The sequence below is a fragment of the Cobetia sp. SIMBA_158 genome, assembly GCF_046566945.1.
Taxonomy (GTDB): domain Bacteria; phylum Pseudomonadota; class Gammaproteobacteria; order Pseudomonadales; family Halomonadaceae; genus Cobetia; species Cobetia amphilecti.
The window spans coordinates 42,017-66,820 of the sequence record NZ_JAWJYL010000017.1 but is presented as its reverse complement, the minus strand read 5'-3'; the positions used below and the strand labels follow the sequence as shown (position 1 = coordinate 66,820).

Annotated in this window: 22 protein-coding genes; 14 read left to right on the top strand and 8 right to left on the bottom strand. The window is 64.3% G+C overall.

Annotation, left to right across the window (positions count from 1 at the left end; genetic code table 11):
• The first annotated feature begins 70 nt into the window (after positions 1 to 70).
• From R2R70_RS17720 to R2R70_RS17690, 7 genes are all read left to right on the top strand, one after another.
• Positions 71 to 1,045: a DUF692 domain-containing protein gene (locus tag R2R70_RS17720; RefSeq protein WP_410978633.1), complete on the top strand. Its 975-nt coding sequence runs from the start codon at positions 71 to 73 to the stop codon at positions 1,043 to 1,045.
• Complete coding sequence (locus tag R2R70_RS17715) at positions 1,042 to 1,878, top strand: putative DNA-binding domain-containing protein (protein WP_410978632.1); 837 nt, start codon at positions 1,042 to 1,044, stop codon at positions 1,876 to 1,878. Before R2R70_RS17720 ends, R2R70_RS17715 begins: the two co-directional genes overlap by 4 nt.
• A 313-nt stretch (positions 1,879 to 2,191) precedes the next feature.
• Positions 2,192 to 2,950, top strand: a complete 759-nt coding sequence (locus tag R2R70_RS17710; RefSeq protein ID WP_410978636.1) for a pseudouridine synthase — start codon at positions 2,192 to 2,194, stop codon at positions 2,948 to 2,950.
• Between the two features lie 215 nt (positions 2,951 to 3,165).
• Entirely contained in the window at positions 3,166 to 4,050 is an 885-nt protein-coding gene (gene tcdA / locus R2R70_RS17705) for a tRNA cyclic N6-threonylcarbamoyladenosine(37) synthase TcdA (RefSeq protein ID WP_324692481.1), read from the top strand.
• Between the two features lie 73 nt (positions 4,051 to 4,123).
• Positions 4,124 to 4,381, top strand: a complete 258-nt coding sequence (locus R2R70_RS17700) for a DUF1653 domain-containing protein (RefSeq protein ID WP_410978631.1) — start codon at positions 4,124 to 4,126, stop codon at positions 4,379 to 4,381.
• A 221-nt stretch (positions 4,382 to 4,602) separates the two neighbouring features.
• Positions 4,603 to 5,121: a 5-(carboxyamino)imidazole ribonucleotide mutase gene (purE, locus tag R2R70_RS17695; protein WP_043333193.1), complete on the top strand. Its 519-nt coding sequence runs from the start codon at positions 4,603 to 4,605 to the stop codon at positions 5,119 to 5,121.
• Between the two features lie 3 nt (positions 5,122 to 5,124).
• Positions 5,125 to 6,246, top strand: coding sequence for a 5-(carboxyamino)imidazole ribonucleotide synthase (locus R2R70_RS17690; protein WP_107335630.1), 1,122 nt, complete (start codon positions 5,125 to 5,127; stop codon positions 6,244 to 6,246).
• Positions 6,247 to 6,339: 93 nt separating this feature from the next.
• On the opposite strand, the gene bfr is transcribed toward R2R70_RS17690, so the two are convergent.
• Positions 6,340 to 6,819, bottom strand: a complete 480-nt coding sequence (gene bfr, locus R2R70_RS17685) for a bacterioferritin (RefSeq protein WP_043333195.1) — start codon at positions 6,817 to 6,819, stop codon at positions 6,340 to 6,342.
• Here bfr and R2R70_RS17680 point away from each other — a divergent pair.
• Positions 6,790 to 6,996, top strand: a complete 207-nt coding sequence (locus R2R70_RS17680) for a hypothetical protein (protein ID WP_152965315.1) — start codon at positions 6,790 to 6,792, stop codon at positions 6,994 to 6,996. The genes bfr and R2R70_RS17680 overlap by 30 nt on opposite strands.
• 222 nt (positions 6,997 to 7,218) lie before the next feature.
• Here R2R70_RS17680 and R2R70_RS17675 read toward each other — a convergent pair whose 3' ends face one another.
• Positions 7,219 to 7,422 (bottom strand): bacterioferritin-associated ferredoxin, encoded by a 204-nt coding sequence (locus R2R70_RS17675; protein WP_043333196.1) that lies wholly within the window; start codon positions 7,420 to 7,422, stop codon positions 7,219 to 7,221.
• A 617-nt stretch (positions 7,423 to 8,039) separates the two neighbouring features.
• Here R2R70_RS17675 and R2R70_RS17670 point away from each other — a divergent pair.
• The gene (locus R2R70_RS17670; RefSeq protein WP_107335632.1) at positions 8,040 to 8,864 is read left to right on the top strand and encodes a hypothetical protein; all 825 of its coding nucleotides are present in this window, start codon (positions 8,040 to 8,042) and stop codon (positions 8,862 to 8,864) included.
• Positions 8,865 to 9,005: 141 nt separating this feature from the next.
• On the opposite strand, the gene R2R70_RS17665 is transcribed toward R2R70_RS17670, so the two are convergent.
• The 3 genes from R2R70_RS17665 to lptF are packed head-to-tail and all read right to left on the bottom strand — an operon-like array spanning position 9,006 to position 11,639.
• The gene (locus R2R70_RS17665) at positions 9,006 to 9,470 is read right to left on the bottom strand and encodes an RDD family protein (protein ID WP_235506925.1); all 465 of its coding nucleotides are present in this window, start codon (positions 9,468 to 9,470) and stop codon (positions 9,006 to 9,008) included.
• Positions 9,463 to 10,545 (bottom strand): LPS export ABC transporter permease LptG, encoded by a 1,083-nt coding sequence (gene lptG / locus R2R70_RS17660; protein WP_107335633.1) that lies wholly within the window; start codon positions 10,543 to 10,545, stop codon positions 9,463 to 9,465. The genes R2R70_RS17665 and lptG overlap by 8 nt, the downstream gene beginning before the upstream one ends.
• Complete coding sequence (lptF, locus tag R2R70_RS17655; RefSeq protein WP_410978630.1) at positions 10,545 to 11,639, bottom strand: LPS export ABC transporter permease LptF; 1,095 nt, start codon at positions 11,637 to 11,639, stop codon at positions 10,545 to 10,547. The genes lptG and lptF overlap by 1 nt, the downstream gene beginning before the upstream one ends.
• Positions 11,640 to 12,051: 412 nt before the next feature.
• Here lptF and R2R70_RS17650 point away from each other — a divergent pair, with 412 nt between their 5' ends.
• From R2R70_RS17650 to R2R70_RS17640, 3 genes are all read left to right on the top strand, one after another.
• Complete coding sequence (locus R2R70_RS17650; protein ID WP_043333204.1) at positions 12,052 to 13,572, top strand: leucyl aminopeptidase; 1,521 nt, start codon at positions 12,052 to 12,054, stop codon at positions 13,570 to 13,572.
• Positions 13,573 to 13,717: 145 nt separating this feature from the next.
• The gene (locus R2R70_RS17645) at positions 13,718 to 14,812 is read left to right on the top strand and encodes a branched-chain amino acid aminotransferase (protein ID WP_410978629.1); all 1,095 of its coding nucleotides are present in this window, start codon (positions 13,718 to 13,720) and stop codon (positions 14,810 to 14,812) included.
• A gap of 221 nt (positions 14,813 to 15,033) precedes the next feature.
• On the top strand, positions 15,034 to 15,504 hold the full coding sequence (locus R2R70_RS17640; protein WP_043333207.1) for a DNA polymerase III subunit chi: 471 nt from the start codon (positions 15,034 to 15,036) through the stop codon (positions 15,502 to 15,504).
• Between the two features lie 15 nt (positions 15,505 to 15,519).
• Here the strand turns inward: R2R70_RS17640 and R2R70_RS17635 are convergent, their stop codons facing one another.
• Positions 15,520 to 18,474, bottom strand: a complete 2,955-nt coding sequence (locus R2R70_RS17635; RefSeq protein ID WP_410978628.1) for an ATP-binding protein — start codon at positions 18,472 to 18,474, stop codon at positions 15,520 to 15,522.
• Between the two features lie 262 nt (positions 18,475 to 18,736).
• Between R2R70_RS17635 and R2R70_RS17630 the strand changes: the two genes are divergently transcribed.
• Entirely contained in the window at positions 18,737 to 21,580 is a 2,844-nt protein-coding gene (locus R2R70_RS17630) for a valine--tRNA ligase (RefSeq protein WP_410978627.1), read from the top strand.
• A 165-nt stretch (positions 21,581 to 21,745) separates the two neighbouring features.
• On the opposite strand, the gene R2R70_RS17625 is transcribed toward R2R70_RS17630, so the two are convergent.
• Positions 21,746 to 22,252, bottom strand: coding sequence for an META domain-containing protein (locus R2R70_RS17625; protein WP_410978626.1), 507 nt, complete (start codon positions 22,250 to 22,252; stop codon positions 21,746 to 21,748).
• Between the two features lie 524 nt (positions 22,253 to 22,776).
• On the opposite strand from R2R70_RS17625, the gene R2R70_RS17620 reads away from it, so the two are divergent.
• On the top strand, positions 22,777 to 23,460 hold the full coding sequence (locus tag R2R70_RS17620; protein WP_410978625.1) for a phosphatase PAP2 family protein: 684 nt from the start codon (positions 22,777 to 22,779) through the stop codon (positions 23,458 to 23,460).
• A 41-nt stretch (positions 23,461 to 23,501) separates the two neighbouring features.
• Here R2R70_RS17620 and R2R70_RS17615 read toward each other — a convergent pair whose 3' ends face one another.
• The gene (locus tag R2R70_RS17615) at positions 23,502 to 24,728 is read right to left on the bottom strand and encodes a diguanylate cyclase (protein ID WP_410978624.1); all 1,227 of its coding nucleotides are present in this window, start codon (positions 24,726 to 24,728) and stop codon (positions 23,502 to 23,504) included.
• Positions 24,729 to 24,804 lie beyond the last annotated feature (76 nt).

The window sequence follows — 24,804 nt, the reverse complement described above, 5'->3', positions numbered from 1 at the left end:
CAGCTCTTGACTCGCCCTCTGCCTCGCCCTTTTCCGCACCCTCTGCCTCAGCTCAGAAGAGGACTCACGCATGACGACAGCTGTCACCGCTCGCCTGCCCACGCCCGCCAGCGCCGGTATCGGTCAGGGGCTGGGCCTGCGCCCCGAGTACTACCACGAGATTCTGACGACCCTGCCGGATATCGACTGGTTCGAGGCCATCAGCGAGAACTACATGGGCCACGGCGCCAGAGAATCCGGTGGCCTGAGTACCAGTAGCCTGAGTACCGGTGGTCTGAGTGCCGGCGGCAAGCCACTGCATCACCTCGAGCGAGTCCGCGAGCACTACCCCATCGCCTTGCATGGCGTCTCGCTGTCCATCGGTGGCAGCCATCCCATCGACAGCCGTTACCTGCGCGAGCTGCGCGCCTTGTGCGAGCGCATCGAACCGCTGTGGGTCTCCGATCACTTGTGCTGGACGCGCACCGGCGCGCATCAGTTCCACGACCTGCTGCCGCTGCCCTATACCGATGCCACCATCGACCATCTGGCCGAACGCATCGATCAGGTCCAGAACGCACTCGGCCGTCAATTATTGCTGGAAAATGTCTCCAGCTACCTGACCTGGCGCCCTGACGAGATGAGCGAATGGGAGTTTCTGGCGGAAGTCAGCCGCCGCGCCGACTGCCTGATCCTGCTCGACCTGAACAATGTCATCGTCTCCAGCAACAATCATGGCTTTGATCCGCTGGCCTATCTGGACGCCATGCCGACAGAGCGCGTCTGGCAGCACCATCTGGCCGGGCATATCCGGCAGGAAGTCTCCGGCGGCGAGCTGTGCATCGACACCCATGACCAGCCCGTCCCGGACGCCGTGTGGACGCTGTATGACGCCGCGCGGGAGCGCTTCGGCGATGTCGCCACCATGATCGAGCGCGACGACAACTTCCCGCCCTGGTCGGAATTGATGCAGGAGTACGCCGAGCTGCGCCGCCGCAGTGGTCATCCGCTGGCGGATGCCGCGCGCGCGAATCAGACGCCAGACCACGGAGGGCTGCGCGCATGACGCAAGCGAGCCCCGCAGGCGGTGCTGATCGCAGCGCCCTGATGCAACTGCAGGAGACCACGGGCGCCTACCTCGCGACGCCGAGCCCTGACACCCGCAGCGCGGCGGCCGAGGCCGTCATCAGTGATCAGCTTGCCAGCGCCGAGGAGCGCCTCGACATCTACGCGATGGCCTATCGGCTGCGGCTGTTCGAGGTCTTCGGCGGGGATTTCGAGGCCGTGCACACCCTGATCGGCGATGACGCCTTCGGGCTGCTGTGTCGTGACTACCTCGCGGCCCACCCGCCGAGTCATTATTCGATTCGCTGGGCCGGCCAGCATTTCCCGGCCTTCGTCGCGGCGCGCGAACCCGAGCGCTCCCTGGTCACCGAGATGGCCGCCTTCGAGTGGGCATTGGGACTGGCGCTGGATGTGGTGGACAGCCCCCCGCTGAGTGTCGAGACCCTGCAGACGCTGGCCCCCGAGGAGTGGCCAGAGCTGGCCCTGGCAGCGCATCCGTCCCTCAAGCGCTTCTCGTTCCACTTCGATACGCCAGCCATCTGGAAGGCCATCGACAACGATGAGCCGCCACGCGCACCGGTCGAGTCCGACACGCCCACGCCCTGGATCGTCTGGCGCCAGCCCACCGCTGGCGCGCCCGAGGTGCACTATCGCTCTCTCGATGCGCTGGAAGACCTGGCTCTCGGCGCCATCCTCGCGGCCGGCGCCGAGGGCCTGAGCTTCGGCCGGCTCGGTGAGCTGCTGACGCCGCAGGTGGGGGCAGAGCAAGCCCCGAGCGTCGCGATCAACCTGCTGGTGCAGTGGCTCGCCGCCGGACTGCTGATCAGGCCCTGACATCAGGCCCTGTCATCAGGCATCCGCGCGCCCGACGCCACACCGGACATGACAGCCAGCGGCGAAAGCCGGACAATACACGCCGACCCTCATTGCGATGGTCGGCTTTCGTCTTCCTGCTGCCGTGATGCCCATGCCCTCTTCTCCTGATGCTCCGCACTCCGACGCGCCGACGGCGCCTCAGACACCTGCGCCGATGGCGGACGCCACGCCAACGTCTCTCGAGGCCAAGTCTGCTGAGGTGACTGAGCCGGCTGAGCCTGTTGAGCTGACTGAACCCGCCGAGCCACTCGACATCCTGTTCCAGGATGAAATGCTGGTGGTGGTTCACAAGCCATCGGGCCTGCTGGTGCACCGCAGCCCCATCGACAAGCACGAGACCGAGTTTCTGCTTCAGCGCCTGCGCGACCAGATCGGCCAGCATGTCTTCCCCGTGCATCGCCTCGATCGCCCGACATCAGGGCTGATGGTGTTCGGCCTCTCGCCCCAGGCGGCGCGCAAGCTGAGCACCGCCTTCGAGGAGCAGCAGGTCAGCAAGCGCTATCTGGCGATAGTGCGCGGCGTCGCGCCCGAGCAGCAACGCCTCGATTACGGCCTGCGCAAGGAAGATGGCAAGCTGCCCAAGGCCGAGATGCCGGAGCAGGAAGCCATCACCGACACGCGCCGCCTGGCACAGGTCGAGCTGCCCATCGCCATCGATCGCTATCCGCAGTCGCGCTTCTCGCTGGTCGAGGCCCGCCCGCTGACCGGCCGCCGCCATCAGATTCGCCGTCACCTGTCACGCCGTGGCTACCCGATCATCGGCGACGCCAAGCACGGCAAGGGCAACTACAATCGCTACTTCGCCACGACACTGGAATGCCCCCGCCTGCTGCTGGCGGCTGTCGGGCTCGAGCTCCCTCACCCCGAGGGCGGCTGGCTGAGCCTGTCGTGTCCGCCAGAAGGTGCCTACGCGGCACTGATGGAGCGCTTCGGCTGGCTGGGCCATCTGCCCGAACGCTACGCTGAACATCTGGCAGAGCGCCCGACCAGACACTGGCTCGATGCGACCGCCAGCGACCCGGCTGACTGAGCGCATCCTTGCCGACTGCCACCCGTACCCCCGAGATTCGCGAGCTGCGCATGACCACCTCTTCCGACACCCCGGACTCGACCGACATGAGTCCAGAACAGCAGAGCTCTGAAAATAAAAGCTCTGAAAGCAAAAGCTCTGAAGAGCAGAGCCCTGACCGCAAGCCCTCAGGCGAGCCGTCGACCCACGACAGCACGCCCTCCGCCAGCGAACGAATGCTGGAGAGCTTCTTTGCGGCCGGCGCTGCCAGCCAGGCCCCCGCAGAAGACGACTACGACTTCCGCTTCGGTGGCATCCGTCGCCTTTACGGCGCCAGCGCCTTCGCCCACTTCCGCCACGCGCATGTCGCGGTGATCGGGGTCGGCGGTGTCGGCAGCTGGAGCGCCGAGGCGCTGGCACGCTCCGGCATCGGTGAGATGACGCTGATCGATCTCGATGATGTCTGCGTCTCCAACGTCAATCGTCAGCTGCATGCGCTGGATGGCCAGATCGGCCGTCCCAAGGTCGAGGTGCTGGCCGAGCGCTGCCAGCTGATCGCGCCGCAGATGAAGATCCACGCCATCTCGGCCTTCGTCACGCCGGACAATCTCGCCGAGCTGATCCACGACGACCTCGATCACGTCATCGACGCCATCGACAGCGTGCCCGCTAAGACGGCGCTGATCGCCTGGTGCAAGCGTCGCAAGCTGGGCCTGACCGTGACGGGCGGCGCCGGTGGCCAGCTCGACCCGACGCGCATCCAGATCGGTGATCTCGCCCGCACCGAGCAGGACCCGCTGCTGGCGCGCGTTCGCTCCCTGCTGCGTCGCGACTACAATTTCAGTCGTAACCTGAAGCGCCGATTCGATGTCGAGTGCGTCTATTCCGACGAGCAGCTGACCTACCCCGGCGCCGACGGCGAGGTGTGTGCCACCAAGCCCGGCGACAGCGCCACGCGCCTGGATTGCGCCGGCGGCTTCGGCGCGGCCACCTTCGTCACCGGCAGTTTCGGCTTCACCGCCGCTGCCCGCGCGCTGGCGCGCATCGCACGCCGCGGTGCCAAGGCCACGCCTGTCGCTGATGACACGTCTGTGGCTGATGCGCCGAACGCTGCCGACTGATACGCCTGCTTCTCGCTGTTGGCTTCACCGCTTCTCGCTTCTCGCTTTTGGCTTCACCCTCAAGGAAATTGCCATGACTGACCTGCCTGCCATGCCGCCGCTGCCGGAAAATCGTCCCGTGCCGGGCCTTTACCGCCACTACAAGGGCGCGCAGTACGAAGTGATCGGCACCAGTCGCCACAGCGAGACCGAAGAGCTGCTGGTGGTCTATCGTGCTCTTTATGGTGAATGCGGGCTGTGGGTGCGTTCGCTGAGCATGTTCATGGAGAACGTCGAGATCCAGGGCGAGCCGGTGCCACGCTTCGCGCTGGTCTCGGCGTGGTCCTGCTGATCCGCGGCCTTGCCGCACCCACATCCTGACCGACCAGACAGGTACATGCCGCCTGTCGGTCGCGGTGCTATACTGCGCCGCTTGTTTTTCCAGACATACGCATTGAGCCGCTTGCGGGCATGATCTGCCCGCGCGGCTCGGCCACGCCCACACAGCGCACTGCCCGGCACGTCTGGCAGGCACTGTGAGCTGGTTCATACCACGTCAAGAGCGGAGGAAGCATGAGCGCACTGGTTGGTGTCATCATGGGATCAAAATCGGATTGGGCGACCATGTGCCATACGGTCGAAACCCTGGAAGCGCTGGGGATCGAACACGAGGTCAAGGTCGTCTCTGCCCATCGCACGCCCGACCTGCTGTTCGACTATGCCGATACCGCTGCCGAGCGTGGCCTTGAGGTCATCATCGCCGGTGCCGGCGGCGCGGCGCATCTGCCGGGCATGTGTGCCGCCAAGACCTGGCTGCCGGTGCTGGGCGTGCCGGTGCAGTCCAGCATGCTGTCAGGTGTCGATTCCCTGCTCTCCATCGTGCAGATGCCCGCTGGCATCCCCACCGGCACGCTGGCCATCGGCCGCGCCGGTGCCGTGAATGCCGCGCTGCTGGCCGCCAGCCAGCTGGCCAACAAGTACCCGGCCATCCGCACCGCGCTGATCAACTTCCGTGCCGAGCAGACCGACCGTGTGCTCGACAATCCGGACCCGCGCCCCGACGCACCCAGCCTGTCCCACGGAGGCGAGTAAGCCATGAGCCAGCCGTTCCGCTTCGGTATCGTCGGCGGCGGTCAGCTGGGCCGTATGTTGGCTCAGGCCGGCGCCGCCCTGAATGCCCGCTTCACCTTCCTTGATCCTTCGGATTCGCCCTGCGGTCGCGTCCACGGTCATCATCTCTGCGCCGATTGGCAGGATGATGCGGCCCTGACGCAGCTGGTGGCGGCGTCTGACGCCATCACCTTCGAGTTCGAGAACGTGCCGGCGGACGCCGTCGCGCGTCTGGCAGCCGAGCGTCCGACCTTCCCGCCGGCTGGCGCCCTGGATACCGCGCGTGACCGCTGGAGCGAGAAGTCGCTGTTCATGCGTCTGGGCATCGAGGTGCCGCCGCTGGCGCTGGTCGACAGCCAGGCGGACCTTGAAGCGGGCGTCGCGACCATCGGTCTGCCCGCCGTGCTCAAGACACGTACGCTGGGCTATGACGGCAAGGGCCAGAAGGTGCTGCGCGAAATGGCCGACGTCGCCGACACCTTCGCCGAACTCGGCAGCGTGCCGCTGATCCTGGAAGGCTTCATCGCCTTCGATCACGAAGTCTCGGTGATCGCGGTACGCGGTCGCGATGGCGAGACACGCGCCTGGCCGCTGTCACGCAATGAACATCGCAGCGGCATCCTGCACTGCTCCACCCCGCTCGACTCCCACGGCTTGCAGGCCGAAGCCGAGGCGGCTGCCTTCAAGGTGATGCACGAGCTCGACTATGTCGGCGTGATGGCCTTCGAGTTCTTCGTCGTCAAGGACGCCGATGGCAGCGAGCGCCTGCTGGCCAACGAGATCGCACCGCGTGTGCACAACTCGGGTCACTGGAGCATCGAGGGCGCCGTCACCAGCCAGTTCGAGAATCACCTGCGTGCCGTCGCCGGCATGCCGCTGGGCGAGACCGCACTGCTCACGCCCTGCGCGATGCTCAACATCATCGGCCGCATGCCGGAACGTGACGCCGTGCTCGCCATCCCCGGCGCGCGTCTGCACGACTACGGCAAGGCGCCGCGTGCGGGGCGCAAGATCGGCCACATCACGGTTCTGGCCGCCGACAAGGCGAGCCTCGACGCACGCATCGCGGCTGTCGAAGCGCTGCTGGTCAATGAACTGGGCAAGTAAGCCGGTTCTGCGCCACTGAAGACGAAACGCCCCCGCTGCCATCGGCAGCGGGGGCGTTTTCGTTTCGGCACGGCTCAGCGCGCCGCCACGGAATCAGTCGATCTCGTGGTGGATCTGCTTCTGCAGGTAGAGCTCGATGCCGACCTTCTCGATCAGGCCCAGCTCGGTCTCCAGGTGATCGATGTGCTCTTCCTCGTCGTCGAGGATCTTGCGGAACAGGTCACGCGAGGTGTAATCGCGAACCTGCTCGGCGTAGGCGATCGCTTCCTTCAGATCGCCATGTGCCTGGTGCTCCAGCGCCAGATCGCACTCGAGCATTTCCTTGGTGTTCTCGCCGATGCGCAGCTTGCCGAGGTCCTGCAGGTTGGGCAGGCCTTCCAGGAACAGGATGCGCTCGATCAGGGTGTCGGCGTGACGCATCTCTTCGATGGACTCGTCGTATTCCCACTTGGCCAGGCGCTTGAGGCCCCAGTCCTTGTACATGCGCGCATGCAGGAAGTACTGATTTATGGCGACCAGTTCGTTGGCCAGTATGGTGTTGAGATGCTCGATGATCTTGGGATCGCCTTTCATGTCGCCATTCCTCTCTTGTCAGGGTTGCTGCTTGCGTCAGGTTCTGTGCTGCGCCTGATGACGGCATGCATCAGCCGCAGCGCGGGCACGTCAGGCGTGCCCTATCGATCAGGTGCGGCAAGTATGGCGCAAAAACATGAATTTTTCGAGACATACCAACAAGTTATCGACTTTTAGGCGCAAATGGGAAGGATTGGTATCCGCGTTGTCATGTGGCGACCGACACCGGATTGCCTGGCGCCCATACGAAAACGCCCGCCACCCGGTCTTGAGACCAGGTGGCGGGCGTCAGGCAAGCGAGCACTTGCCGGGAGTCGACGAGAACGGATCACGCAGCAATGGACAGCGCGGCGACTGGAGTGTCAGTCGCCGGCAGGCGAGCCTCGGCTCAAGCCTGCATCACACCGCGTAGGCGAGATCCTCTGCCGGCATCATTTCACGCGCGACCGCTTCGCGAGTGATGGTCTTGGCCATGCAGGCACATTTGCCGCACTGGGTCGCGCAGCCGGTCTGCTCACGGACTTCGCGGAAGCTGCGCGCTCCCTGTTCCACGACTTCGCGGATCTTGTGGTCTGACACACCTTTGCACAGACAGACGTACATGGCTCACCTCGCTCACTCCAAGTGAGACAAATGTAAATGATTCGCAGAAACATGCGCAACACCTGACTGCAAAAAATTCTCATTCACACGTTATATCAAATACTTAGCGAGGCGATTTCTGGCCGGTTTGCGGTTGCGGAACACACGATGTCATAAGCAGGCCACATCAGCCTCACAAAGCGATTGCCGTGGGGAAAGCCAGCGCCGTATAAAGAATGATGGCTCGTGGCTGACAGAAAGGTAGGGTTGCGATTTCACACGAGGCCGCTAGTATGTATAACGATTTTTTATGCAATTCGAAAAACAATCGCACCAAAACATAATGAGTCATCGCTAGCCGATCACTCAGGCGGGTCACTCGAACGCAGCCCAGCTCCTCGCTCACGGGAAGCGCCGCGTCACGATGAAGGCAAATGACTGCCACGCCCCGCCAGGCAATCAGGAAAGAACATGAACAGGACACTGCAAGAGATTCCGTCGCTCCGCCTCCTCATGGCCATGACCCGCATCGGCATGCCGATGATGGGCGCCATGCTGAAGCCGTGACCGGCCTGAATCCGTCTGCTGTTGCCCTATCTGCCGATTTCCGAACGCCAATCCGCAAGGAGCCCGATATCATGTCAGTACAACTCGCCACCGCCGATCATCACGCCACGTCCCACCTGCCACTTGATCTGGACGCCGTCCGCGACGCCGGCAGCTGCTTCGGTGACCACCACCGTCTGCCGCTGACCCCGCTGCTGCGCAATCTCTATCGTGAAGCCCGCCGTGAAGGCCTGGTGGATGAGCATTGCAACGCGCGTGAACTGATGAGCCATATCGCTCTGCCCCATGACCACGTGGTCACCCAGGAAATTTCCGACCGTGTCTGGCGCTACAACGTCGGTTACTCCAACACCGGCGAGAGCGCGGAACAGGGCGACCTGAGCGCGGCGCTGGACTCCCTCAACGAGCGCACCCTGGATGAGCCGCTGCCGGGCGCCCTGCAGCGCCTGACCGAATCCTGGCTGTACCTGCCGGGCGAGCTGGAAAGCCCGCGTCAGGCCAGCGCCGACGTGCTGTGGCTCGACAAGCAGGGCCGTGCTCGCTACCGCCTGGATCAGGCGCGTCACTGGTTCGCCACCCTGCGCGATGAAGCCGTCGACATCGATGGCTGGCTGGCATGGCGCCTGACACACCTGCCGCTGACCAGCGCGCCGGTGCTCGATACCGTCAGCGCCTTCACGCGTCTGGCGCGCCTCGATCACGATGGCCAGCGTCCGATCGGTCAGCTGTCCTTCGTGCGCTACCGTGAGGGCGTGCGCCTGGAAGGCATGGGCACCGCGGTGATCGACCTGCCGCGCGAGCTGCCCGAGACGGCGGCACAGGAAGACAGCCTGGTGGTATCACGCGCCAGCGTGGAGCGCATCATCACGCGCCTGGATGGCCTGCTGGGCGTCTGATCACTCCCTGCACTCGCGGAAAACACAACGCCCCGCCAGTCGATGACTGGCGGGGCGTTTTCTTGTCTAACTGAGATCACTTCTGGATGAGCTCACTGCTTTCCTGCACGGCGCATGCGCCAGAAGCTCCCTGACGATGCCTCACTCGCGCCGCGGCTTGGGCAGCACCACCACGCGGGTGCCGGAGGCGATGTCTTGCCAGCTGCGCTGCTCAGGATCCCACAGCTGCCAGACGTACCCCAGCCCGCAGGCGCCCAATGACAGCCCGGCAACCACGAAGCGTATCAGGCACTGCTGCAGCGTCGGGACATGACCCTGTGGCGTCTCGATGCGCAGTCGCCAGGCCTGCATGCCCAGCGTCATGCCACTGCGGCTCCAGCAGCCGCCGAAGAAGGCGAACATCGCCACCAGCAACAGACTGCGGAACAGCGGCGACTGATTGGCCTCACCGCCATTGACGGCAACCCCGATGAAGCCCAGCACGATCAACAACGCCATCACGAGGAAGGCGTCATAGACCACGCCGCCCAGACGCCGCATCAGGCCCGCAGGGCGCGCTCCCTGCGGGTCGAGACGGCGGCGAGAGTGCGGGGCGCCCCTAGCCACTGCGCCGGATCAGCAGCAGGCCGATCACGTAACAGGCCAGCATCGGCGCCAGCACCGCCCAGATGGGCGCGAAGCCGAACACCACCGAGGCCGGGGCGAGCAGGTCCTGCAGATACTTGAACAGCAGGCCGACCACGATGCCGTAGAAGACCCGCGTCCCCGCCGCCACCGTGCGCAAGGGCCCGAACACGAAGGAGGCGGCCACCAGTACCAGCGCCGCCAGTGTCAGCGGCTGCAGAATCTTCTGCCAGAAGTAGAGCAGTGGCTGGTTGGCCGACAGTCCCTGGTCCTGCAGATAGCGGGAATAGCGCCACAGATCGGAGGCTGACTGCTGCTTGGGGTCGCTGATGACCAGCTTGAGCAGGTCCGGCGTCAGCTGGGTGTCCCACTCGCGGGTCTCCTGCTGAGCCACCGTGGTGGCGCTCGGCTCGCCATCCTGAGACTCGAAGGTGGTGGTCTGCACCGCCTCCAGCGTCCAGCCATCGTCCTGCCAGACGGCGCGCCTGGCGTAGAGCGCCTGGGTCAGGTGGCGCTCGTCATCGAAGCGATAGCGGGTGACATTGAGCACCACATCATCGCTGCGAATCGAGCCGAATCGGTAGTAGTCGTTGCCCTCGCGCTGCCAGCCGCCGCCTTCCGCGTAGACGGCGCCTGCGCCCTGCTGCTTCTCGGCGCGCCAGGCGTCGGCCTGCAGTTCGGTGACGGGGGCGACGTATTCACCGACCGCCATGGTGATGGCGATGACCAGCCCCAGCGGCTTCATCACACCCCACAGAATGCGCGTCAGTGAGCGACCGGCGGCGCGCATGATGGTCAGCTCATTGCTCGAGGCCATGCTGCCCAGCCCGATCAGGGCGCCCAGCAGTACGCCGACCGGCACGAATTCGTAGAAGCGCGACGGCAGACGCATCAGCAGATAGAGGAGCACTTCAAAGGCGCCGTAGTCGCCTTTCACATCCCCCAGATCATTGATGTAGGTGATCATCAGGTCGAGCCCGAGAATCAGTACCTGCACCACCAGCATGGCCACCAGCACATTGCGGGCGATGTAACGGTCGAGACGATCAAGCAGCATCAGCGGCCACCTCCGCGGTTGTCGCGCCAGCTCAGCCAGATGCCGAGCGCCAGATAGACGCCGTGAATGGGCCACAGGCCAATGGCGGCCGGGTACTTCTCGGATGCGACGGCATTCTGCGCCGCGATCAACAGGCTGAGATAGGTGATATGCACGAAGATGGCCGGCAGCAGACGCGCAAAACGCCCCTGACGCGGATTGACGCGTGCCAGCGGCAGGCCGATCAGCATCAGGATCGGCACCATCAACGGCAGCGAGATGCGCCACTGCAGCTGGCCCTTGGCCTCCGGAAGATCGGAAGCCCAGAGCTGCGCCGTGGTCGCAAGCTCGATGTCCTCCTTGAGAGCCGCGGCATCCTGACCCTCGGTGATGCGCACGCCGTAGCGATCAAAGCCCAGTCGCTGGGCGATCGCCTTGCCTGGCTCCACCCCGTAGCGCGTACCGTCGCTCAATACCAGATAGCGGCTGCCGGTCTCGGGGCTGACTTCCTGGAAGGCACGCTCGGCGCGCACCACCGACTGGCTCGGTTCGCTGTCGGGCGTGCTGGCGGCATTGCTGTCACCTGCCTCGGCGATGAAGACGTTTTCCAGCTCGCTGTTGTCATCGCTCATGCTCTCGGCATAGACGGTGCGATTGCCGATCTCCTGGAAGCGTCCCGCGCCGAGAATCGAGAAGTCGGTCTTCTGCTTCTGCTGCTCGAGCAACAGCTCATTCTTGAGCGCGCCGGCAGGCGTCAGATAGAGGCTGCAGGCCGCGACCAGCGCCGTGATCAACAGCGCCGGCAGCAGGGTGACACGCAGCAGGCGCTCCGGGCCGACGCCACAGGCGACCAGCACGGTGATCTCGCTGTTCATGTACAGCTGACCGAAGGCCAGCAACACGGCAAGGAAGAAGGACAGCGGCAGTAGCAGTTCGAAGAAACCCGGCAGGTGATAGAGCATCAGGCTGCCGAGAATCGACGCCGGGAAATCCCCCTCCGCCGCATCACTGAAATAGCGGATGAATCGGCTGCCCATGATGACAAGCATCAGCACCCCGGCCACGGCGGCCATGGTGGTGAGTATCTCGCGTGTCAGGTAGCGGAAGATGATCAAGTGGAACTCCTGTTTCCCGCTCGCAAGCGAGCGTGTTGACCAGATCGATGATAGCCGGTGGAGGAATGGTCGTGATCACATGAAGGCATCATCCCCCTCATGCATGGTGCGCAGCCTTTGCGTACACTGGCGGCACGGGTCTGAAGACTGGACGGGAGCGACTCCCCCTCATGCAGCAGCATTATCCAGAAAGGATGCTGCCTTGTCGCGGCTGCAGGCATTGCACGTGGACAGCCTGACATGATGGACTGCCCTCACTCGTGCATGCCAGCTCAGCTTGTCATGAGCGGTCTGCGCCCCCATCCAGACCATGACCCCGATGTCGCCGCGAGCCGGGCACGCCTGGCCTGACGACATCCTTCATCCTTGTACTGTTCATCTTCGTACCCTCACTCGCGCGCGTGGAGTTGCCATGGAATTTCCTGTAGTCACTGCCAATCCGGCCCAGCTTGAAACCGCCTGCATCGTGGTACCTGTCATCGAGGGCGACCTCACCGGTGCTGCGGCACGACTCGACGATGCCAGCGAGAAGCTGATTTCCCAGCTGATCGAGCGCGGCGACTTCAAGCCCGAGCTCGGCAATACCCTGCTGGTGCCCTTCGCTCCGGGCCTCGGCGCTCAGCGCCTGCTGCTGGCCGGTTTCGGCAGTGAGGAAAAGCTCGACGAAAGCCGTTACAAGCGTGGCCTCGACGCCGCCATGACCGCTCTGCTCAAGCTGCCCATCGAAGACGCGGCCTTCGCTGGTCTCGAGTTGAATCTCGAGCTGCGTGAGGCTGACTGGATGGCGCGCATGATCGCCGAGAGCGCGCTGCGCACTGCCTATCGCTTCACCGAGATGAAGAGCAAGCCGGGCGAGCCCGTCTCTCTGACCCGCCTGAGCGTGGTTAGTGCCGACAAGCAGCGTCAGGCCGAACTGGAAGCCGGCCTGCGCGTCGGTGCCGCCATCGGCATGGGCGTCAATGAAGCGCGCACGCTGGGCAATCTGCCGGGCAACATCTGCACGCCGCGCTACCTGGGCGAGCGTGCCGAGCAACTGGGTGCCGCCTCGGATGGCGCCCTGAAAGTGACCGTGCTCGGCGAGGAAGAGCTCGAGGAGCTCGGTGCCCTGTCCCTGCTGTCGGTCGGCCGCGGCAGTGAAGAGCCGAGCCGCCTGATCGTGATGGAATACCGCGGCGCGGAAGACGAGAACGAAGCCCCGCACGTGCTGGTCGGCAAGGGCATCACCTTCGATACCGGCGGCATCTCGCTCAAGCCGGGCGCCGGCATGGACGAGATGAAGTACGATATGGGCGGCGCGGCCAGCGTGTTCGGCACCATGCGCACCGTGCTGGAACTCAAGCCCAAGCTCAACGTGGTGGCCATCGTGGCCAGCGCCGAGAACATGCCGGACGGCCGCGCCACCAAGCCGGGCGACATCATCAAGACCCTGAAGGGTCTGACCGTCGAAGTCCTCAACACCGACGCCGAAGGCCGTCTGGTGCTGTGTGATGCGCTGACCTACGCCGAGCGCTTCGAGCCGGCCAGCGTCGTCGACATCGCCACTCTGACCGGCGCCTGCGTCATCGCGCTGGGCAATCACGCCACCGGCCTGATCTCCAACGATGATGACCTGGCGCTCGACCTGCTCGACGCCGGCGAAGAAGCCTGGGACCGCGCCTGGCACATGCCGCTGTGGGACGAGTATCAGACTCAGCTGGATTCCAACTTCGCCGACATCGCCAACATCGGCGGTCGCGAAGCCGGCATGATCACCGCAGGTTGCTTCCTGTCCCGCTTCGCGGACACCTTCCCGTGGGCGCATCTGGACATCGCTGGCACCGCCTGGATGTCCGGCAAGCAGAAAGGAGCCAGCGGCCGCCCGGTGGGACTTCTGACCCAATACCTGCTGGATCGCGAAGCGGAACTCAGCGCCCCGCAGGAAGAGACCGTCTGAGGCTTCGCATGCTCTCGATAGCGTGCTAGCGTTGAGACACGCGGGTCGCGACGCCACTCGGCACCGCTGACCCGAGAGGTCCTATAAAAATGATTCGACCCCCGGCGTTCCGCGTCGGGGGTCTCGCTGCTACGGAGACACCCACGTGACCAAAGGCTTCGACGTCCGCGCGTCCACGCAACCGGCGGATGCTGCCGTTCGTGACACCATTCTGGCCAATCCCGGCTTCGGCCGTCACTTCAGCGATCACATGGCCCATGTACGCTGGACCGCCGACGGCGGCTGGCACGGCCATGAAGTCCGCCCCTACGGCCCGCTGAGCCTCGACCCCGCCGCCTCGGTACTGCACTACGCCCAGGAAATCTTCGAAGGCATCAAGGCCTACCGTCATGAAGACGGCTCGGTGTGGACCTTCCGCCCCGAGAAGAATGCCGCACGTTTCCGCAACTCCGCCCGCCGTCTGGCACTGCCGGAGCTGTCCGACGAGGACTTCGTCGGCTCGCTCAAGGCCCTGCTCGCGCAGGACAGCGCCTGGGTGCCGACTCCGGCCAGCGTCAGTGACGAATGCAGCCTCTATCTGCGCCCGTTCATGATCGCCAGTGAAGCCTTCCTAGGCGTGCGTCCGTCGCGTGAAGTCGATTACTACGTGATCGCCTCACCGGTGGCGGCCTACTTCAAGGGCGGCATCAAGCCGGTCTCCATCTGGCTGTCCTCGCACTACAACCGTGCGGCCGCCGGCGGTACCGGTTTCGCCAAGTGCGGCGGCAACTACGCGGGCTCACTGGCCGCGCAGAGCGAAGCTTCCGCCAATGGCTGTGACCAGGTCGTGTTCCTGGACGCCGCCGAGAACAAGTGGGTCGAGGAACTGGGCGGCATGAACCTGTTCTTCGTCTTCAAGGACGGCCGTCTGGTCACGCCGCGCCTGACCGGCACCATTCTGGAAGGTGTCACCCGTGACTCCATCCTGACCATGGCGAGCGATCTGGGACTGACGCCGGAAGAGCGCCCGATCAGCATCGACGAGTGGCGTGAAGGCATCGCCTCCGGCGAGATCACCGAGGTGTTCGCCTGCGGTACCGCCGCCGTCATCACCCCGGTGGGCGAGCTGGTCAGTGAAGAAGGTCGCCTCGACCTGACCGCCAACGCCGGTGATGTCGCCATGCGTCTGCGCAGCCAGCTGCTGGATCTGCAATACGGTCGCGCCGAAGACACGCGTGGCTGGATGACGCGTCTGGCATAAGTGCACTGACATGAGTGCACGGGAACAAGCCCTCGAGCCTGCCCCTGTGGCTTGAAGGATGACTGAAACCCCAAGGCCCGCCTCTCTCGAGGCGGGCCTTGGGGTTTCTGGCGCGCGGATATCTGACTGCGGAAAGATGTCACGGGAGGCAGGCTGCATCGAAGCCGCGCGACGAGTGCGGTATCCTGAGCGCTCGAGAATTCCTTGCCCGAGCGGTGCCCATGACCCAGATCGACTTCTACATCCTGCCCGACACCACGCTGGAAGCCCGGCTGGAATTCGCCTGCCGGCTGGCCGAGACCATCCACGCCAAGGGCTTTCGCCTGCATGTGCATGTCGAGGACGAGGCGATGGCGCGTCAGTTCGATGAGCATCTGTGGCAGTTCCGCCCGGAAAGCTTCGTGCCCCATGCGCTGGATATCGATCTCGACATGGCCGCCCGCGAGGCCGAACACGCCGATGACGTGCCGCGCCCGCCGGTCACCATCGGCTGGCAGGACGCCCCGGCGCCGGGTATCGAGGCGCTGCTCAACCTGCACCCCGAGATTCCCGAGTGGTTCTCACGCTTCGAGCGCGTCGCCGAGATCATCAATCAGCATCAGGATGTGCTGGTGACCAAGCGCGAATGCTGGCGCACCTACAAGTCACGCGGTTATGCCGTGCGCTCGCATCAGCTCAAGGGCGTCAGCTGAGCGAACCGGCTTTCGTTACATTCCCAGAGTCAGGGCAAGCTTGAAGTTATCCTGCAGATGCGAAAGCCAGCGCTCGATATCGGCCATGCTCGGCGGACTCTCACCGCTGTCGAAGAAGGCCTCGGGCAGGCCGCCTGCGGCCTCGCTGGCGTGACGCTCCCCGATACGCACGGCCCACAACGGCAGTTCGCGCGGCATGCGCTGGATCTCGGCGAACAGCGCCGCCACATTCATATCCGGCACATCGCCGAAGATGACCAGACACGGGCTGACATCTCGCACCAGGCGCAACGCCTGGGCCGCACTGCTGGCGATGATGATCTCCAGATTGGCGACGTGACTGCCGATCACCTCGAGGCGCAGACGGTCCTGCGCCCGGGTGCTGATCACCAGCCAGCGACAAGGCACCGGCAGCACCTTCTCCGCCGACCACGCCGCCTGGACGACGCGCTCATGGGCGCTGACATCCGCCAGCGGCAACCAGACCCGGAAGCTGGCGCCCTCGCCCAGCTCGCCCCGCGCCGTGATGTCGCCGCCCATGCGGCGGGCGAGCTCCCGCGACAGCGCCAGCCCGAGTCCGGTGCCCTCGATGCCTGAATCTTCACGCCCCAGACGCGAGAACGGCTGGAACAGCTGGACCGCCTGCGCGGAATCAAAGCCGAAGCCGCCATCGGTGATTTCCACCCAGCCCATCTCCACTCCGCTGGCATTGCGCTCCTGGCCGATGGCCAGACGAATCCAGCCCCCCTCGCGGTTGTACTTGATGGCATTGCCCATCAGGTTGCCGAGAATCTGATCCAGTCGACGCTGGTCGGCATTCAGCCACAGTGACTCGCCTTCCAGTGCCAGCGATAGCGTCAGGTTGGCGCTCTCCAGGCGCGGCTGATATTGCCCCGCCAGCCGGATCAGCTTCTGGCCCACCGAGAGGGGCTGGCAGTCCAGCGGCAGGTCACCGGCTTCCAGACTCGACATCTGCAGCACGTCCTCGATCAGCGCCGACAGCTGTGCCGCCGCATGACTGGCCTCATCCACGTAGCGGCGCTGCTCGCGGGTCAGGTCGGCTTCCTCGCAGAGCAGATCCGTGAAGCCCATGATGGCGTTGAGCGGGGTGCGAATCTCGTGACTGAAACTCGAGAAGAAACGCGACTTGGACTGGCTGGCCTCGGTGGCACTGTCGCGGGCCGCCTCCAGCAGCTTGAGTGACTGCTTGTGGCGCTGGATATCCAGCGCCAGCCCGGTGGCGCGCTGTGGCCGGCCCTCATGATCACGTCGGGTGATCTGGCCGCGAATCTGCACCCAGACCCAGTGACCACGCGCATGCCGATAGCGCACGTCGCGCGCCTCGGCCCAGCTCTCACCGTGCATGACCCGCCAGCGCGCCTCGAGCAGACCGACGAGGTCTTCCGGGTGCGTCATGGCGTCAAGGTCCGCCAGATGCATGCTGGCGCGGACCGGCAGCCCCAGCATCAGGAAGAAATTCTCGTGCAGGTAGAGATCGTCCTGATCGAAGTCATAGCGCCAGGTGGCATCGCCGGAGGCCGCCATCACCATCTCGACATGCCGTGCACCTTCGGCGCGTTCAAGCTCGATCTGATCACGGCGCTGGGCCGCTTCGCGCAACGCCTCACCGGCCTGATCCAGCTCCTGCAGCTGGAAGCGCTCGCGCACCACGGGCTGGCCGCGACCGATGCGCAGCGCCATGTCGCTGAGGCGTGCCAGTGATTCGGACAGGGTGGCCGCCATGGCCTCGGCCCGCCAACGCATCACCACCAGCAGGGCGAAGAAGAACAGAATCAGTCCCACCAGCATCACGTAGCCCAGCTGATTGAAGCGTTCATTCCAGATATCGATGCCGCTGTTGACCTGCTGCGCATCCACTACCGCCAGCAACCGCCAGTCGGTGCCCGGCACCGATTGCCAGCCGACCAGCCGCTCACCGGCGAGCAAGGAAACGCTGCGCACGCCCTGCGCCTCATCCGAGATGCTGCGCAGCAGGTGCGCCATGGCCGGGGAGTTCTCGACATCATGCGCCGTATCGAGGAAGCGATCGTGCAGCAGCGGCATCGGCACCACTTCAGGGGCGGGCTGGGGGCCGAAATCCTGCTCGCCGACACTCGGCATGGCCATGACGACATCGTCACTCACCAGAATCAGATAGGCACCCCAGGGCAGCTCGGCATTCTCGAGCCGCTCGACCAGAGAATCGAGGGTGACGTCGATGCCGACCACGCCTTCGAGAAAGTCGCCGCGATGGACCGGCATCAGCGTCGAGACCAGCCAGCCGCTGCCGACCGGGCCCTGGTAGGGCGGCGTGATGACGGCGCCACGGCTCGGGTTGTTGCGGTCATCCGCCAGGTAGTAGAAGCCGTAGCTGGTGAGGTCGACGCCGGGCGTGAAGATGTTGCGGGTATCGGTCCACGGCAACATGCGGAAGTAGCCGTCGTAGCCGGAGAACCAGATCTGGCGCAGCTCGGATTGCGTGGCGAGCATGTCCGACACCTGGGCGTCCATTGTCGAGAGGCGCACCACCTTGTCGTGGTCCTGCAGATAGCTGGGCACCAGCGAGGAGTAATAGGAGCCGGCGCCACCATCATTCTCGGCGACGTACAGGGTGCCGGCGCCCGCGCTCATGTGCCGCTTTAGCTCCTGCTCGCGCTGGCGGGACGTCACGGGGGTATCCATGTGACGCAGAGTGCTGCGCGCCAGCTGGCGGGCATCGCTGCGCCAGTCGTCCGCCAGCAGGCTGATGTGCTCTGCCTCGTAATGGGTCAACTGCTCGAGCTGGGTATTCACCAGCTCACTGCGCGTGGAGTCCTGCTGCCCGGAGACCAGCCAGTGCAACACCAGATAGCAGCCCAGCAGCGCCACCTCGAGCACCAGCAATGGCACCAGCGCATGACGCAGCAGTTCATGCCAGACCCAACGACGTGTCGGACGAGGGGCACCGTCCGTGGGGCGAGGCTTGGACATTGCGGCTCCGCGAGCGTGAGAGAATGGGAAGTGTGCGAGGCGGCAAGCCTCGGCTCATGAGGTCGCAACAGGATACGGCATCAGTGCGTGGATGTTGCCTGCTTTGTGAAAACAGGGTCTGCCAGACGCCACGAGGGCCTGCCCGCCAAGACCGAATGACGCCCGTCATCAGCGGCGCTATAATCGAGCCCATTTTCTGCCTGCGCTGACCGCTCCTTGAGCCGGCGCGGGACGCCCCGCCCAACCGGATCAATGCAGACCCATGGACAAGACCTACCAACCGAACGCCATCGAGACGCGCTGGTACGAGCGCTGGGAATCCGACAACCGCTTTGCGCCGTCAGGCCAGGGCGAGAGCTTCTCACTTGTCATCCCGCCGCCCAACGTCACCGGCTCCCTGCACATGGGCCACGCCTTCCAGGATTCCATCATGGACACCCTGGTCCGCTGGCGCCGCATGCAGGGTCGCAACACCCTGTGGCAGGTAGGCACCGACCATGCCGGTATCGCCACCCAGATGCTGGTCGAGCGCAAGGTCGCCGCCGAAGAAGGCAAGACCCGCCATGATCTCGGCCGCGAAGCCTTCACCGACAAGATCTGGGAGTGGAAGGAAGAGTCCGGCGGCAACATCACCCGCCAGCTGCGTCGCATGGGCACCAGCATCGACTGGAAGCGCGAGCGCTTCACCATGGATGACGGCTTCTACAAGGCGGTGCAGGAAGTCTTCGTGCGCCTGCACAAGGAAGACCTGATCTACCGCGGCAAGCGTCTGGTCAACTGGGACCCGACCCTGCACACCGCGATTTCCGATCTCGAAGTCGAGAACCGCGATCAGCAGGGCAGCTTCTGGCACTTCCGCTATCCGCTGGCCGATGGTGTCAAGACCGCCGATGGCAAGGACTACGTCATCGTCGCCACCACGCGCCCGGAAACCCTGCTGGGTGATACCGGCGTGGCCGTCAATCCCAAGGATGAGCGCTACGCAAGCCTGGTCGGCAAGTTCATCGAACTGCCGCTGGTCGGCCGTCGCATCCCCATCGTCGCCGATGAACACGCCGACATGGAAAAGGGCTCCGGTTGCGTCAAGATCACCCCGGCCCACGACTTCAATGACTACGAAGTCGGCAAGCGTCAGGGCCATCTGCTGATCAACGTGATGAGCCAGGATGCCACCATCCTGGAGCGCGCCGAGATCTATGACCTCCAGGGCCGTCCGCAGCCCCAGGAAGACGCCAGCCTGCCAGCCGCCTACGCCGGCCTGGATCGCTTCGTCGCGCGCGAGAAGCTGGTCGCCGACATGGACGCGCTGGGCCTGCTGGAGCAGGTCGAGGCCGTCAACAACACCCTGCCGCACGGTGACCGCTCCGGCGATGTCATCGAGCCGCTGCTGACGGACCAGTGGTTCGTGGCCGTCGAGGAGCTGGCGCGTCCGGCCATCGAGGCGGTCGAGAACGGCGACATCGAGTTCGTGCCCAAGAACTACGAGAACATGTACTTCGCGTGGATGCGCGACCTGCAGGACTGGTGCATCTCGCGTCAGCTGTGGTGGGGCCACCGCATTCCGGCCTGGTACGACAACGACGGCAACGTCTACGTCGGCCGCAATGAAGAAGAAGTCCGCGCCGAGAACAACCTGGGTGCCGACGTCGAACTGCGTCAGGACGAAGACGTCCTCGACACCTGGTTCAGCTCCGCGCTGTGGACCTTCGGTACCCTCGGCTGGCCGGCGGACACGGAGGAGCTCAAGACCTTCCACTCCACCGACGTGCTGGTCACCGGCTTCGACATCATCTTCTTCTGGGTGGCGCGGATGATCATGTTCACCCTGAAGTTCAAGGGTGAAGTGCCGTTCCGCAAGGTCTACGTGCATGGCCTGGTGCGTGACAGCCTCGGTCAGAAGATGTCCAAGTCCAAGGGCAACGTGCTTGATCCCATCGACCTGATCGACGGCATCGGCATCGAGGAGCTGGTCGAGAAGCGTACCGGCAACATGATGCAGCCGAAGAAGGCCAAGGCGATCGCCAAGGCCACGCGCAACGAGTTCCCGGAAGGCATCGAGCCTCACGGCACCGATGCGCTGCGCTACACCCTGCTGTCACTCGCCTCCACCGGGCGTGACGTGAAGTTCGACATGGGCCGTCTCGATGGCTATCGCAACTTCTGCAACAAGCTGTGGAATGCGGCGCGCTACGTGCTGATGAATGCCGAGGACCAGGATTGCGGCGTCAACAGCGAAGCCGTCGAACTGTCGCTGGCCGATCGCTGGATCATCGCGCGCCTGCAGCAGACCGAGCAGCAGGTCACCCGCGCGCTGGAAGAGTTCCGCTTCGACCACGCCTCCCAGGCGCTCTACGAGTTCATCTGGAACGAGTACTGCGACTGGTATCTGGAGCTGTCCAAGCCGGTTCTGTGGGACGACAATGCCAGCATCGAAGCCAAGCGCGGCACGCGTCGCACCCTGGTGCGCGCCCTCGAGACCATCCTGCGCCTGATCCACCCGATGATGCCGTTCATCTCCGAGGAGATCTGGCAGCGTATCGCACCGCACGCCGGCAAGACGGTGGAGGGCGAGAGCATCATGAGCCAGGCGTGGCCGCAGGCCGAAGCCGACCGGATCGATGAGCAGGCCATCCGCGATATCGAGTGGCTTAAAGGCATCATCATCGCCATCCGCAACGTGCGCGGCGAGCTCAACCTGTCACCGGCCAAGCCGCTGGAAGTCTTCCTGCAGAACGGCGCGGCTGGCGATGCCGAGCGCCTGGAAGCCAACCGCCTGTTCCTCTCCAAGCTGGCACGTCTGGAAAGCATCACCTTCCTGGCGGCAGGCGACGAAGCCCCGATGTCCGCCATCCAGCGCGTCGGTGAGCTGGAAGTGCTGGTGCCGATGGCAGGCCTGATCGACAAGGAAGCCGAGCTCAAGCGCATCGACAAGGAGCACGAGAAGCAGCAGAAGGTCATCACCGGCCTCGAGAACAAGCTCGGCAACGAGAAGTTCGTCGGTCGTGCACCGGCTGATGTGGTCGAGAAGGAGCGCGCCAAGCTGGCCGACGCCCATGCGGAACTTGCGCTGCTGGAAAGCCAGCGCGTCAAGATCGAAGCGCTGTAAGTCACGCTCGCGCTTCACGCAAGCAAAAGCCCCCTGCACCAAACGGTGCAGGGGGCTTTCTCGTTTCTGGCAGCCCGCTCGCGAATCGCCAACTCAGACATGCCACCCAAGGCAAGCCGGATGAGCGCATCGAGACGAGCTCATCGAGAAAAGCGCGCCGAGCAATTACTCGGCGGGGCCTTCCAGCGGCATGAAGGTCGCCAGCAGATAACCGGTGTCATCCATCACGCGCAGCCGAGCGCTCTCCCCGCTGCCGATGATCTGGTAACTGGCCACATCCTCGAGCATGCGATTGAAGGCGTTGGACTGCTCGGGGTTGGGGCACATCTTCATGGTCGAGGCCAGCGGACCGATATCCAGCGTCTGACGCGACTCATCCAGCACCACCGGCCCCATCAGACGGTTGCAACCATTGCTGCCGACCAGACGCAGACGGTCATCTTCCTCGTCTGCCAGCTGCTGCTGGCTGGGAGGCTGCAGCAGGAAGTTGGCGGCCTCTTCACTGGCATCCGTGGCGGAGAAACTCCATTGGGTGCCCACCAGGGCAGGAGCAGCGGCACCCAATGAGGCACTGCCCTGCGGAGGCTGTGTCATGGCCGCGCAGCCAGCCAGCAAGGAGATAGCGAACCCCACGGAGGTATAACGCGATAGACGACGCACGGTAACGGACATGGATGACTCCTGTGGCGCCCGCCGGTGACATTGCCGGCAACGGCAGTCACCCGGCAGACGGAAAGAACGGTGGGTAAGGAACAGACATGACAGCAAGGGTAGCGATCATGCGTACGGCTGTCATGAACGACAAGCCCTCACGACATGCGCCTGAATGTCACCTGCCGGACTGCCGCCAGCTTGCCAGCAGCGCGATGGACGCAACCGTCTGTCCACCTCGCCGACTTTTAAAACAGTGTTTTCAAAGCGGAGCCTGCTCTAGAATTTCGACCAGATCGCCACTCAGCGTCGCCTGTCTCGAGTCCTCTGGCCAGCGAGCTACCGGCCTGAGTTCGCCTATCCCGACATGAGCCCCGCAGAGCTGACACGACATGACTCCCGCCGCCCCCGACAGTCCTTCCTTGCACGCCGCTGATACTGCGTCTTCACAGCGAGTCAGTGGTTCGCAGCAGGCCCCGCACGCGCAACCCTCGCCCCCGCCCCGCTCGCACAGGTCGCAGACAGGATTCAATCTGCGACGACTGGTGATCCTGAATGCGCTGGGAGTGGCGCTGCTGGCGTGCTGGTGGATACCGGCGCTGGATTTCTGGCCCACCCTCGACAGCGATGTCTTCTGGGACTTCAACCAGTTCATCACACCGCTCAATCCGCACTGGGACACGCTGCTCGGCATTCTGAACACGCGCGCCTTCGACGCCATGGCCTTCGCCATGATGGGGGTATTGTTCTGCTGGGCGATGCTCAATGATCAACAGCCTGCCCGCTATCGCCGCTGGACCAGCATCGGCATCACCATGCTGCTGACGGCGGGCCTGCTCTCGCTGTTCGTGCTGCGCGCCATCAGCTATGGCCATGCCAGCCCGACGCGCTTCTTCAGCCACGCACAGCATCTCTCCGAGCTGGTGTCCTTCAAGACCAAGGATTCGGCGTCGAACAGCTTCCCGGGGGATCACGGCCTGATGCTGATGGTATTCGCGAGTTTCATGCTGGCCTTCGCACCGCGCCGCATCGCGCTGTGCAGCCTGGCGTTCGTAGTACTGCTGAGCGCTCCGCGGATCATGGTCGGCGCTCACTGGTTCAGCGATGTCTATCTGGGCTCGCTCAGCATTGCACTGATCGCGTTGCCCTGGGTGCTGTGCACACCACTGGCGACCACCGTTGCCCGTGGCATGGAAAACGCGCTGGCCCGATTCAAGCAGCGCTCCTGAAGCAGCATTCGTGAACCTGCACTCAAGAACCTGAACTCAGGTCAGCCGACGAGAGGTGTCCGCGAGAAAGGGCTGGAATCCTTGTGGTGCCGCTTTTCCTGGCGGCCATCCTCCTTGTCGCGAGCGCCCTCCTCCACGGCCTCTGCCTTGCCAAGTCCGCCGCCGTCATTGCCGGGGGATGGAGGGCTGACATCGGGCGTGGCAAGGCCTGTCATCTCGTGTTCCCCACCGGCCACCACCTGATCACGCCCATTGTGCTTGGCGTGATACAGCCGCCTGTCGGCCAGCTGCATCAGCTCATCCAGCGAATCGACCTCATGACTGATGGCAACGCCGATGGAAACCGTGACCGGCACCGGCGTGCCGGCGAAGACCGGAGGAGACTTGGCCAGCAGGGAGCGCATGCGCCCCGCCACGGAAATGGCCTCGGTGCGCCCGATACGTGGCAGCAGCACCAGGAACTCCTCGCCACCGACGCGTCCGGCGCGATCGCCCTGACGAAGCGTAGCCGTCAGCAGACGGCCCAGATGACGCAGCACTTCATCTCCGACGGCATGGCCATGCAGGTCATTGACGCGCTTGAAGTTGTCCGCATCCAGCATCAATACCGCACAGGGCACTCCGTCACGCCACCAGTCCTCGGCGTGGCGCAATATCTGGCGGCGATTGAGCAATTCGGTCAACTCATCACGACTGGCATCCTTCAGATACTGGCGCTCGAAGTGTTCGGTAAGCGCCAGCATGCGCCACAGGAAGGTGACCATCATCAGGAAGACCGCGAACAGATTGGTCGATTGCAGCACCCAGGCCGACAGGACGCCGTCCTCATGCAGGACTGGCGAGACCATCAGTGCCGAGACAGCCGCCATGAACAGCATCAGGGTCGTCACCACTCGAACACGCGCCGCCAGCGGGGCCAGGTGAATACCGGCCATCACGATGAAGAAATAGTACTCATAGCCCGCCGAGAGCCCGAAACAGAAAACCGAGAGCCAGGCCATCAGCGTCAAGGCGCTCATCATCAGGGCCAGGCCCAGCGTCAACTGATGCGCCCGGTGCAGCATCACGCCCAGCACGGACACGAGCGCCATGATGCCGCTGACGAATGCCAGCCGCGGCTCGTTGAAGAGAGTGAAGAAGGGAACCCATACCACGAAGAGGCCCATCAGCATCAGATAGACCCAAAGATAGGCATGGTAGAAACGACGATGCTCCACGGCGAGCAATCGTGGTTCATGACGTAGCCAGGCGCTTATGACTCTCGGCATCAGGCAGTCCTTGCCAGCTAGGCAGTGTCCGCGTGGCAGTCCCTCACGCGACTCAAGGAGGTGCAACATCGCGGCA

Bases quoted from the DNA above. Each gene is read 5' to 3' on its own strand.
- lptG (WP_107335633.1), bottom strand. From the start codon at position 10,545: ATGCTGCTTGATCGTCTCGACCGTTACATCGCCCGCAATGTGCTGGTG.
- R2R70_RS17675 (WP_043333196.1), bottom strand. From the start codon at position 7,422: ATGTACGTCTGTCTGTGCAAAGGTGTGTCAGACCACAAGATCCGCGAA.
- R2R70_RS17650 (WP_043333204.1), top strand. From the start codon at position 12,052: ATGGAATTTCCTGTAGTCACTGCCAATCCGGCCCAGCTTGAAACCGCC.
- R2R70_RS17625 (WP_410978626.1), bottom strand. From the start codon at position 22,252: ATGTCCGTTACCGTGCGTCGTCTATCGCGTTATACCTCCGTGGGGTTC.
- R2R70_RS17640 (WP_043333207.1), top strand. From the start codon at position 15,034: ATGACCCAGATCGACTTCTACATCCTGCCCGACACCACGCTGGAAGCC.
- R2R70_RS17680 (WP_152965315.1), top strand. From the start codon at position 6,790: ATGCTCGATGATCTTGGGATCGCCTTTCATGTCGCCATTCCTCTCTTG.
- R2R70_RS17670 (WP_107335632.1), top strand. From the start codon at position 8,040: ATGTCAGTACAACTCGCCACCGCCGATCATCACGCCACGTCCCACCTG.
- purE (WP_043333193.1), top strand. From the start codon at position 4,603: ATGAGCGCACTGGTTGGTGTCATCATGGGATCAAAATCGGATTGGGCG.
- R2R70_RS17630 (WP_410978627.1), top strand. From the start codon at position 18,737: ATGGACAAGACCTACCAACCGAACGCCATCGAGACGCGCTGGTACGAG.
- R2R70_RS17715 (WP_410978632.1), top strand. From the start codon at position 1,042: ATGACGCAAGCGAGCCCCGCAGGCGGTGCTGATCGCAGCGCCCTGATG.
- R2R70_RS17720 (WP_410978633.1), top strand. From the start codon at position 71: ATGACGACAGCTGTCACCGCTCGCCTGCCCACGCCCGCCAGCGCCGGT.
- R2R70_RS17635 (WP_410978628.1), bottom strand. From the start codon at position 18,474: ATGTCCAAGCCTCGCCCCACGGACGGTGCCCCTCGTCCGACACGTCGT.
- bfr (WP_043333195.1), bottom strand. From the start codon at position 6,819: ATGAAAGGCGATCCCAAGATCATCGAGCATCTCAACACCATACTGGCC.
- R2R70_RS17710 (WP_410978636.1), top strand. From the start codon at position 2,192: ATGCTGGTGGTGGTTCACAAGCCATCGGGCCTGCTGGTGCACCGCAGC.
- R2R70_RS17615 (WP_410978624.1), bottom strand. From the start codon at position 24,728: ATGCCGAGAGTCATAAGCGCCTGGCTACGTCATGAACCACGATTGCTC.
- tcdA (WP_324692481.1), top strand. From the start codon at position 3,166: ATGCTGGAGAGCTTCTTTGCGGCCGGCGCTGCCAGCCAGGCCCCCGCA.
- R2R70_RS17700 (WP_410978631.1), top strand. From the start codon at position 4,124: ATGACTGACCTGCCTGCCATGCCGCCGCTGCCGGAAAATCGTCCCGTG.
- R2R70_RS17690 (WP_107335630.1), top strand. From the start codon at position 5,125: ATGAGCCAGCCGTTCCGCTTCGGTATCGTCGGCGGCGGTCAGCTGGGC.